The organism is Candidatus Paceibacterota bacterium, assembly GCA_035452965.1.
In the GTDB taxonomy this organism is placed as follows: Bacteria; Verrucomicrobiota; Verrucomicrobiia; order Limisphaerales; family UBA8199; genus UBA8199.
This window is the reverse complement of record DAOTCE010000015.1, coordinates 102169-112978: the sequence shown is the minus strand read 5'-3', so window position 1 is coordinate 112978 and position 10810 is coordinate 102169. Positions and strand designations below refer to the sequence as shown.

The window sequence follows — 10810 nt, the reverse complement described above, 5'->3', positions numbered from 1 at the left end:
GCAAGCACTTTTTCACCTATTTATGCATTTTTCTTCACGAGGCTAAGGATTGAGGTGGGTCTATGACCCCGCCAGCAAACCGCTGGCGGTTATCCGTGTCCTTCACGGCGCACGCGACGTCTCTGCCCAGTTGGATGAGTAACGCGGGTGCGGATGTTCCAGACGTCCGTCCGGCGGCTCTGCTCTCATTAACACCGGCGCTTCAGCCCGGTGTGGTGGCCCGCCCAGAGCCAGGAGCCGTTTCAACGGCTTGCCCGGCTGCGAGTATCCAAGCTATGGCACCCGCTTGACGCCGTAAAACCGGTGGGCTGAGTAAGGGGAACCCATGTCGAAGCAGGACCAGGTCCAATTGGTCATGGCTCGCCGTTCCAGCAGCATCCAGTTCCAGAAGTACGAGATGGGGCTAGGGCCCAGATCGTCGGTGTAGCGCAGTTCGTAGTACCACTACTGAAATCGCTTTTTGCGCGCCCGCCTGTACTAGGCGCTGCGCGGGTGAAACGAGATTTGGTTATGGCCAGCTCAGGCGATAGTAGCGTTGAGGCTCCTCGGCGGCAGCCGGGTCAGCGAATTGGTAAAACGGTACCGCAGGTCCCATGTAATCCCAATCCGACAGATTGGTGGAAACCAGCACGCTGAAGCTGCCAGCGGTGCTGTCGGTAAGGCTGAATACCACGTTAGTGGTTCCGAGCCCGGCGGTGTTGGTCATGAACACCCACGGGCTTGTCGGCCAGTAACCGGCTAAAACGGAATCCAGTTCGGCCTGATCTACCAGTCCATCTCCGTTGAGATCGCCGGGTTTGTAAAGCGCCGGGACCGCAACTGACTGATTCGCACAAACGCGCGTGCCTGCGGCATTCGAGGCAATCACCCGCCAGCAGCATGTGCGGCCTGGCTGGAAAGTAATGTTGGCGGAAACCTCAACGCCGACGCTGCCGGCCGGAACGACCTGCGCCGCGGTCACAGCTCCGTAACTCACTGTCAGTCCATATTCAAACGTAACGGTCGTGGCCAAATTCCCCGGATTCACCGCCGCCTTCAGGGCAACCAAGGGCAAGCCTGTGGGGGCATTGGTGCCGGAAACCCAACCGGTGGTTCCTGTGATGACGGGCGCGTTGGTTTCCAGAACTGTAAGCTTAAAGCCGATCGCTGAATTTTGTGAAACATCGGCCGCACCGACGTAAATGATGGCCACGCCGAATTGATCCACCCACGGTGTTGCCTCCAATGTGCGCTCCCCGCCGCTGCCGCCCAAAACTATTCCCTCATTCGGCAGCAAGCCCGTATTCGACGAGGAAGCGGTGACCGTGAGATCTCCCGAGGGCGTCACGTCATCCGCCACTCGGAAGGCAAGAGAAAGTGTGCTCCCCTGGGCAATTGTTTGATCGGCTATCCAGGAAATTCTGGGCGCCGTGGTTTGTTCCGTAAAATATACCGTGGCTCCGTTGGCAATCCACTGGTCAATCACGGCGCGGGACGCCGAACCGGGCGCCACATTCAAAAAATTCCACCGGACATCCGCGTAGGTCAGGGCCGAGAGCGTGGAAAGGACGGAGATGTTTGTGATCCAGTTTTCTTGCAGTTGGATTTCGCGCAAATTTGTTAGTCCAGCAAGTGGTTGGGGATCTTCGATCTCGTTGTTGTTGAGCGTCAGTCTAACGAGGGCAGGGCAATGGATGAGCACATCGACATTGCGTATGTGATTAAGATCGACTCCCAGCGTTTGCAGGCGGGACATCCCGGAAACGAAAGCTATGCTTGTTAATGAATTCTCGGGCAGGTACAGATCAATCAGGTTGGTAAGGCCGGACAACGCGGAAGCATCGGTTACGCCGTTGCGCCAGAGATCCAGATAAGCCAGGTTGGTTAACCCGGCAAACGGCGCCAGCTCATTCACTTTGTTGCCGCCAAGGCTCAGCGATTGCAGCATCTTCAGAGAGGCCAGCGGTTGCGCGTCGGTGATTCCGTTGCCATTTAAATTCAGGTAAGTCAGGTTGGTTAGGCCCGCAAGCGGCTGTGCGTTGGTGACTCCATTATATCCCAAATTCAGGTAGGTCAACTGGTTCAGATTTGAGAGGCTGGAGATGTCTGCCGCCCGGTTGTTCCACAGGTCGAGCGTGGTCAGGTTGGTAAGCCCAGCCAAAGGCGTTACGTCGGTAATCTTATCCTCGAATAAGTTCAATGAAGTCAGCCGCCAGCAGCCAGCCAGCCCGTCAACGTTGGTCAGCCCGTTGTATCCCAGGCTCAGGCTGGTCAACTGGTTCAAATTCGAGAGAGCCAGGACGCTTGTAACGCGGTTGTTCCACAGCTCGAGCGTGGTCAGGTTGGTAAGCCCAGCCAAAGGCGTTACGTCGGTAATCTTATCCTCGAATAAGTTCAATGAAGTCAGCCGCCAGCAGCCAGCCAGCCCGTCAACGTTGGTCAGCCCGTTGTATCCCAGGCTCAGGCTGGTCAACTGGTTCAAATTCGAGAGAGCCAGGACGCTTGTAACGCGGTTGTTCCACAGCTCGAGCGTGACCAGATTAGTAAGACCTGTCAGAGGCGTGACATCGGTCACCCTGTTCTCAAACAAACCAAGCAATGTTAACTTCCAGCAGTTGGAGAGAGGGTTGAGATTGGTAACGCTATTATATCCTATGTTCAACGATTGAAGATTCGTCGCATATTCCAACCCATCCAATTGTGATATTCCCGCGCTCCACGCATATAAGTTCGTCAGACCCGCCATGTTCTGTTGCGTAATTTCACCGGAAGGGATTCCAAGGGCCGACCGGACAGCCGCTTCAAGGTTGGCGTCGGGAAAAGTCACCGCCGGGGTGTTGAACGCAAAGATGCCGAGGCTGAAAAGGAGGACAAACGGAGCGAGCCAGGTCCGACGCTCTCTTGCGTCTGCCCTTTGTTCAAGGTTCTTGATTTGAATTGTATGATTATTGGCATTCATAGGTTGTTTTCCGTTGTAGTGGAGTGATGGGGCAAAATTACTGCTCTACTCTTACGCGGTAAAAGAAAGGCCCGGGACCGGGTGCCTTGGTGTCCTCAAAAATGGTTTCATCAGACAGTCCTGCCAGGTTGGTTTTGACAACGCTGAACGCAGGAGTGGCCCCAAGGTTTGCAGCTCGCTCAAGGGAGTAATTCCGGTCCGCCACGCTGGACCAGCGGACGGATTTTCCTGAAACGATGTTGCTCACCGACAACATCCTCAGAGCGGAGGCGGTGTTGGTCGGAATCGTGCCTGCAATCCACTCCTGCCATGTGGTAAGTAGATCCGAATCGGAGTCGGCCTGATCAATCAGGGCGTCTGGGACCAGACCATAATCCTGAAGCCATGCATAAGAAATTGTGGATATCGGCGTTTGGAACTCATACGCGCCGGCATCCACCGTGCCGCCGCGAATCCGCTCATTCCCATCGAGGTCGGGGCCGTCTGGAGCGTAAATGTTTTTGCCCGCGTTGATGCACGCTGAGTTGGGCGACAAGCGAAGGTTGTTCCAGTTATTGGTATCAACAAAGAGAGGCGCGTACGCGAAGTTGCCCTTTCCGCTGAACCCAAGCGGTGTGGTGCAGCAAAATTGGACAGAGGCGGCAATTTGCAAGTTTGCTCCTGTTGGAGCGGAGTTGTAGTAAACAATGCAATTCGTTAGCGAGCCTCCGTGAGCGCCACCACCACTTGAAGAGGCTGAGTTGCCTACCAGGGTGCAATTGACGAGGTTGCACTCCCTCGCCCCCCCGCCCAAGCCGTTTGGTTTCAAGGTCGTATTCCCAACTAGTAAGCAGTTTTCGAGATCGGAATGCCAAGCTCCCCCGCCTCCGGTGTCACCACGATTATTTGTTAGGACACAGTTGCTGAGAATGCAATCCTCAGCACCCCCTCCACCCCCATAACTGTACACGTAACTTCTGTTCCAATTGCTATCGAGTCTGCACCTGTTGAGCGTGGAATTATAGACCCCGCCACCATTGTCGGCGCCATTGCTGATCAGCACACAATCGTCGAGAACACAATAAGCCGCTCCACCGCCAAAGGTTGCGCCGTATCCTGAGTTTGCTGTGTTCTCTTCCAAGGTGCATTTACTAAGTCTGCTGCGGGCCGCTCCCCCTCCTAACGTGCGTCCCATATCCTGAACACTATTCTGGCTCAGGCTACAATTGTAGAGCGTCCCAGAAAACACGCCGCCTCCGTTAGTCGAAGCAAAGTTGTTTACTAAGACGCAGTTGCTGATTGTTGCGCTCACTGATTCACACCATGCTCCTCCGCCCGAAAGGGCTCTGACGGCGTGCGCGTCCGGCGGCCAGTTTGCAGCGCCGTTTGTGAGGGTAAATCCGATCAGCGTCGCGCCGTTGGTCAGATAAACGCACCGCACGCTCAGGGACGTGTCTCCGACAATTTGCGTCACTTCTGGGCCGTTCACGCTGCGCACCATGACGGCTTTGTTCACGGCCACCCGGTTGGTTGCGCTATATATCGGACGGATGCCGGTTTGATACACCCCGTTCGTAACTACGATTTCATCGCCGGCCACTGCTTCATCAATGGCATCCTGAATATTAGTGGCCGCATTGCTCCAGTCCGTGTAAGGCGCGGCGGGAGTGGAATTGTTCACGTTGACGTAGCGCGTCGCCGCAATCGCGCTCCAGTTGAAGAATGTGCCTTCGCTAACCAGCATGAGAGACAACAGGAAAATCCAAATTCGCCGTGGATTCAAAAGGCGGGCGAGACGAAACAAGGGTGAGCAAGATGCCGTCATATGTTGGAGCGGGGTAGGCGGAGTCAAGGGTTGTGCTTTCATGAGGTTGGTCAGGTTGATTAACTTAAATGGTTGGTTACTGGCTAAGGGGAAGGCGGGAAAAAACTGAAATCGCTTTTTGCGCGCCCGCCTGTACTAGGCGCTGCGCGGGTGAGGGAGAATTGGTTTTCGGACTCACCAAGCATGAGGCGAGCTTATCAAGAGCCGGCCTGGGCATCAAGACGGAATTAGGCTGCAGACCGGAGGCTGGAGGCTGGAGGTTGCGGGTTGGGTTTGGGCGCGGGAGGGTGGCGGGGGACGGGAATGGAGCCCAAAGGACCCGGTGCATGGGCGCACCCCCGCCCCGAGCCGGTTGGATAATGCGGCAGTTTCAGTCGGTCAGGACGTTTTCGTAATCAGGTGTCGGCTCCACGTCGTCACAGGGTTCGTAGGTGTAGGGGCCAGAAGAGCCTGCAGGCTGGAGGCTGGAGACTGGAGGATCGTGCCAGGCACCGAGGTGGCGGAGGATCTTCTCGACGACGCGCGGGTCGTCAATGACGGCGATAACGCGCATCGGGTTCTGGCAGACGGGGCAGCGGAGGGGGTCCACGTCGATAGGCAGGCTGGAGACGGGAGGCTGGAGGATGGAGTGCCTACAGCTTGCGCAGTGAGCGCAGCAGGCCGTTGAGGACCTTCGACGTCTCGACGGTCAAAGCCTGCAATTCCCGACGCGATTGCTCGGGAAGAAGCCCCAGTCGGAAGACCAGACTCACCTGGTATTCGATCTCTCGTGCCGAGCCGTAGGCTGTGTCAAGGAAATGAAGGTACTCGGCTTCGGACGAACGAGCCGCCCCTTCGACGATGTTTGAAGCGGTCGAGACGGCCGCACGCCGAAGCTGTGACGTCAGGCCGAATATTTCCTCCCGTGGAAAAGCACGGGTTGCCCTGTAGATGGCCAGAGCCAGTTGATCAGCCAATTGGAAGGCACGGAGTTTTGTACGATCTCGCATAGGCCGCGATACTACAGCCTCCCGTCTCCAGTCTCCAGCCTGCCAAAGGCGCGATAGACTTGCATGAATCCATCCGCCAGCATAGAGGAGACGTGTGCCATCTAACGGCACAGGTCCAGAAGGGGATTTTGCCGCGAGAAGGCGCAAAAGACGCAAAAAGGAACTGGAAAAGTATGAGAGAAATCATGGAACTCTGCGACCTGGTTCGTGAAGCCGCGTTTGCCATCCACCGCTACCACCGGCATGGGCATTTGGAGAAGGTGTATGAGAATGGACTGGCGCACCGGCTCAGGAAGCTGGGGTTGGATGTGAAGCAGCAGCATCCGCTTAAAGTCTATGACGAGGACGGGACGCTCATTGGCGATTACAATGCCGATCTGTTTGTGGACAACCGGCTGATCATCGAACTCAAGGCCGCCAAGGCGCTGGCGGATGAACATGTGGCCCAGCTTCTTGGGTATTTGCGCGCCTCGCGGATCGAGCACGGGCTGCTGATCAACTTCGGCGCCCCGAAGTTTGAGATTAAGAAATACGCGCTCAGCCAGCCTGGGCAAGGTGCTGGCACCGGCGGGTTTGCTTCAGCGTTGCTCTCCGCTTTTGCGTTTCTTGTGCCTTTTCGCGGCTGATTACCAGGGGTCACAGTGCACTCATCAAGCCGTCCTCAATACCACCGGCTGCAACGAATCGTGGAGTTGATCCGGGAGGGGACGCGGAGCGGGTCTCTGCCCAACTGCCGCCACTTCATCCGCGAGCTGGAAGTCTCCCGTCGCACCCTCATGCGCGACCTGGACTTCCTCCGCGACGACTGCCGCGCCCCCATCGCCTACGACGAATCACGCAAAGGCTTTGGGCTCACCGACGCAACGTTCCAACTGGCTCCCGTGGAACTGACCCGGCGGGAGGTGTTTAGTTTTTCGGTCGCGCGGAAGCTGCTGGAGGGATTTGAGGGGACGCCGCTGGAGTTGGATATGCGGTCGGTAATGGACAAGATCGCCGAGAGTTTGCAGGGTGACGGTGTCGGTGGAATTGGAGTCCCTGACGGACCAGTTCACCGTTCTCTCCGAGGACCGGGCGCGGGTGGACCCTGAGATCTGGCAGCGGGCTGGATTGGCCGGACAACGACCCCGATGCCCGAACAGGGCGACCAGGCCCCCGCCTGGGAAAAGACTGGTGGCCGTTCCCCCACGCGTGAGCTAACTTTCCCCCGTCAATCAGCGCGGCGGTGTCGCGCCCGATTGGCCGGCGAAAAACATCCCGGCGGGGTGCGAAGTAGCCCCCGGTCTTTCCGGGCCTTTCTCGGTGAGGAGGGGAGGACGGCGAACGCGCCCGTGCGCGTCGTTAAGACTTGTTGTGAACTCCCTCGGGCCGCTGGCCCGGGCAGAAAGGCCGATTGTGAAAGATCAGGAAACCGTCGCGCGGTTCATCCAGCTCCGGGCTCAGGGCTGGACCTATGACCGCATCTCCACTGAGCTCAACGTATCCAAGCCGACTCTCATCCAATGGAGCCGGCAACACCAGTTCTCCATCCAAAACCTGCGGGCGATCGAGACCGAGGCCCTGGCCGAAAAGTGCTTCGCCGGCCGCCAGCAACGTTGGGAGCAAATTGGCCGCGACCTGCGCCGCGTCGAAACCGAGTTGGCCAAACGCGACCTGGGCGACATCCCCACCGCCCGGCTGCTGGGCCTCGCCGCGCGGTTGCGCGCCGAAGCGGCCCGGGAGGTCGGCGATCTGCGCTTCTCCACCGCCGCGCGCCAAATCCCCAGCGACGAATACTTCGAGGAGGTCCTGGACTGGCAGGTGTGAAAAAATGAAATCCGGTTAAATCCGGTAAAGTTTTGGTAAACTTTTGGTAAGTGCCGGATTCTGCCCCCGCGGGACAATCGAAGATAGCCCGGCGTTTCAACGCTGGGGGCGCATCATCCACGCGATAACTCCCGACAGGGACGGCTGACTCAAACCCTCAACCCTCAACACGCAACTCTCAACCAGACAAACCCGCCCGGCTTCTCGCCGCGTGCTGCGACGCGCCCTGCGTTCGCGCCACTCGCCGTGCGACCCGCCCCGTGCTGCCCGACCGTGGCCCGTCCTTGAACTCGCTCTTTGCCCTGTGCAACCGCTCCCTCCATCAAATCGAACGGCTCCACAAACGGCTGAACCCGCCCTCGCGCTTCAAGACCCTGGGCACTCCCGAGCAGCGCCGCCGCCAGTTCGAGGAGGACCTCCAGCGTGCTTACGGAGACCACTCGCCCGCCGCACAGCAGAAAGGTGTAAGCCCCGCGGCCTGCGCTCCGTCCCCGCCGCCCGCCTCGCCCGTCGCGCCGGCAGCTCCCTCGCTCCCGGCCGCCGTGGCTCCGCCGACCCCGTCGCTCGGCCCCGATTCTCCATGCTCAACCCTCAACTCTAAACCGCTTCCCAAGCGCGACGTCCTGGCCGTCCCCCTCGCACGCTCACCCAACGGCCTGTTGACGCTCGACTGGAGCGCTGCGCGGCTGGTTTGAAACTGGAAACCCCGAGCAAGTTCTCACCAATGACACCCCCTGCGCCCCGTAACAAGCGCGGCTTACTCGTGGTCCTCCCCAGCCTGTCCGCCAGCCGAGCCAGCCTTGCGCTTGCCGCTTCTGGGGGGCGACATGGGAGCCGTGGTCCGCCATTTCAGCCGGTCTCCCAGGCCAGGCCGGGGCGCTTATCCCTCAAACTGGCTCTTGAGGGCCCAGAGGCCCAAGGCGGGGTTGCTGATGTAGAAGAATGCCTCGCCGTTGGGCAGGTGGTTGAACCCGTCTTTTAGCCGTTCGGGCCGGTAACGCTTGAGCGCGGCGTCGAGATCCCCGGGCTGGAAACCAACTGACCGAATCTCGTCCTGTCTCATCCCGGGCCCCGGGCAGTAGGTGATGCGGAAGCGACCTTCGCTGGAGCCGTGGATGAGATGGGCGGCGGCGCTGCGGTTGGCGCGCAGCTCGGCATGGGCCTTGACTGCTGCCAGAGTCTTCGGGGTGCCGCGGTACCCATACTTGCGGATGAGCCGGTCAATCTCGGGGTCTTCGCCGAACTCCTTCAAGCCAGGGGCGAGGACGATCAGCTCTCCGCCGTCGGCCATCGCCATGCGGGTGCGATAGACCGCCTTGTTGCCCAGCCACGTGCTTTTGAACTCCTGCGGGTCGAGATAGACCAGCACCTTCTTGAGCGGCTCGTCCAGCAGATCGAGGTTGACCTTCTGCGAGAGCCGCGCGCCAAGTGTGAACGTTTCCATGTCGTCACCCACATACAATCCGCGCATAATCATGCCGCCGCCCGCCTTTGCCTTCTCCATCACGGTGAGGACGTACGCAATGGGGAGGTCACGCAAGAAGGTCTCGACGCCGTGGTTGAACAGCCGGCGCACGGGCGTCTCAATCCGCCCCATCATGCGTTCCATTCCGTAGGCCGCGCCAAGGAAGTGGGACTTGTTGATGATGTCCGCACCCCCGGCGCCCACGACGATGTTCTTTGTGTAGTTGGCCATGCCCACCACTTCGTGGGGCACTATTTGGCCTACAGAGAGGATGAGATCGTAACCGGCAAACAGGAGCTTGTTCACCTCGATGCGCACGCTGTAATCAACCAGCCCGCCGGACCATTCCCGAATCAGCTTGCCCGGCACTTCGCCGACCTTCCGGACGTCATTACGCCAGTCGTGCACTCTAAAGCGGTTCAGCGGGATCCGCTTGCCAAACATCATTCGCAGTTGCCCTTCGGTCATCGGGGAGTGCGTGCCGAGCGCGGGCATAACGTCCACCTTCACCTTCGGCGAGAGTAGTTCGTAGAGCAGGTGGGTCAACTCCCCGGCATTGGAATTGAGACGGGTATGATCGGGGGGCAGGACGAGGACCTTGCGCAATCGTCGGCCCATTACTTTCAGTGCCTGGGCCAGCGCCTTCCGCTTCTCAGCCGTACTAATCGCGTCCCCTATGCCCCCACGTGCAAAATATGTCGCCATGGTTCTCTATTTGGAGTATCGCGCAGGGACGGTCCACATTCCAGCAGGTAGGAAAATTCCGCCGAAGCATTTGTGTTTGGGCCGCAACGGACGCCTCAGCCGGAGGCGGTCATACACCGCTGAAGGCGCTGAAGCCGCCATCCACCGCAATGACCTGCCCGGTCACAAAGCCCGCGCCTTCCCCGCTCAGCAGCCACAGCAAGGTACCGACCAGGTCCTCGGGTTTGCCAAAGTGCCCTTGTGGTGTGTGGGTCATGATGGTATTGCCGCGCGGAGTCAAAGAGCCATCGGGTTGCGTCAGCAAGCCGCGGTTCTGGTCCGTGAGGAAGAAGCCCGGAGCAATGGCGTTAACGCGCACGCCGGTCTTGGAGAAATGGACCGCGAGCCACTGGGTAAAGTTGCTCACCCCCGCCTTGGCCGCACTGTAAGCCGGAATCCTGGTCAACGGCTTGAAGGCGTTCATGGAGGAAATATTGACGATGTTGCCGCGGCCTTTCTCTACCATGTCCTTGCTGAAGACCTGGGTCGGCAAGAACGTGCCCAGGAAGTTCAGGTTAAAGACAAACTGAATGCCCTCGACCGTCAGGTCATAGAAGGTTGTCACGCCTTCCTTCCTCGTTGCAAGGTCTTCGCGGGCGAGAAAGTCCTTTGAGGTCGTGCCCTTGGGATGGTTGCCGCCCGCGCCGTTGATCAGAATATCCACCGGCCCGAAGGCGGCTTTAACCTGCTGATGCGCCTGTTCGACGCTCGGCTTTTCCAGAACATTGCAGGCGAATCCTCTGGCCACGCCGCCCTCGTTGACAATCCTATCCGCAGCCTTCTGTGCCATATCCGGTTTCAGGTCGAGGATGGCGACCTTGGCGCCGCACTGCGCCAGCGCATCCGCCATCACGCTGCACAGAATGCCGCCGCCGCCGGTCACAACCGCCACCTGGTCCTTCAAATTCACACGAAATGGTATGGTCATAGTGTTTCTTGTTCTATGATGAATGGCGGCGGCAGGCTCACACGTTGCGAGTCCAATCGACCGCATGGCTGGCACCTTAGCGGAAAATCGTCTGTGCACCAGACTTTTCCGGTTCCAGTGGGAATTGAAATCCTTGCTG

At 58.9% G+C, this 10810-nt stretch carries 10 protein-coding genes; 4 read left to right on the top strand and 6 right to left on the bottom strand.

Annotation, left to right across the window (positions count from 1 at the left end; all coding sequences use genetic code 11):
* Positions 1-508 precede the first annotated feature (508 nt).
* The 4 genes from P5205_13030 to P5205_13015 all read right to left on the bottom strand — a co-directional run bounded on the left by P5205_13030 (position 509) and on the right by P5205_13015 (position 5731).
* On the bottom strand, positions 509-2938 hold the full coding sequence (locus P5205_13030; protein ID HSA11285.1) for a leucine-rich repeat domain-containing protein: 2430 nt from the start codon (positions 2936-2938) through the stop codon (positions 509-511).
* Between the two features lie 37 nt (positions 2939-2975).
* Positions 2976-4742, bottom strand: coding sequence for a choice-of-anchor Q domain-containing protein (locus tag P5205_13025; protein ID HSA11284.1), 1767 nt, complete (start codon positions 4740-4742; stop codon positions 2976-2978).
* 370 nt (positions 4743-5112) lie between these two features.
* Positions 5113-5331, bottom strand: coding sequence for a hypothetical protein (locus tag P5205_13020; protein ID HSA11283.1), 219 nt, complete (start codon positions 5329-5331; stop codon positions 5113-5115).
* Between the two features lie 43 nt (positions 5332-5374).
* Positions 5375-5731: a four helix bundle protein gene (locus P5205_13015; protein HSA11282.1), complete on the bottom strand. Its 357-nt coding sequence runs from the start codon at positions 5729-5731 to the stop codon at positions 5375-5377.
* A gap of 173 nt (positions 5732-5904) precedes the next feature.
* Here P5205_13015 and P5205_13010 point away from each other — a divergent pair, with 173 nt between their 5' ends.
* From P5205_13010 to P5205_12995, 4 genes are all read left to right on the top strand, one after another.
* Positions 5905-6357, top strand: a complete 453-nt coding sequence (locus P5205_13010) for a GxxExxY protein (protein ID HSA11281.1) — start codon at positions 5905-5907, stop codon at positions 6355-6357.
* 15 nt (positions 6358-6372) lie between these two features.
* Complete coding sequence (locus P5205_13005; GenBank protein ID HSA11280.1) at positions 6373-6819, top strand: hypothetical protein; 447 nt, start codon at positions 6373-6375, stop codon at positions 6817-6819.
* Between the two features lie 304 nt (positions 6820-7123).
* Entirely contained in the window at positions 7124-7534 is a 411-nt protein-coding gene (locus P5205_13000; protein ID HSA11279.1) for a helix-turn-helix domain-containing protein, read from the top strand.
* A gap of 284 nt (positions 7535-7818) precedes the next feature.
* Positions 7819-8229: a hypothetical protein gene (locus P5205_12995; GenBank protein ID HSA11278.1), complete on the top strand. Its 411-nt coding sequence runs from the start codon at positions 7819-7821 to the stop codon at positions 8227-8229.
* Positions 8230-8414: 185 nt separating this feature from the next.
* Here P5205_12995 and P5205_12990 read toward each other — a convergent pair whose 3' ends face one another.
* Together P5205_12990 and P5205_12985 are read right to left on the bottom strand one after the other, a co-directional pair.
* Positions 8415-9704 (bottom strand): lactate racemase domain-containing protein, encoded by a 1290-nt coding sequence (locus tag P5205_12990; protein ID HSA11277.1) that lies wholly within the window; start codon positions 9702-9704, stop codon positions 8415-8417.
* A gap of 109 nt (positions 9705-9813) precedes the next feature.
* Entirely contained in the window at positions 9814-10671 is an 858-nt protein-coding gene (locus P5205_12985; protein ID HSA11276.1) for an SDR family oxidoreductase, read from the bottom strand.
* Positions 10672-10810: the final 139 nt, after the last annotated feature.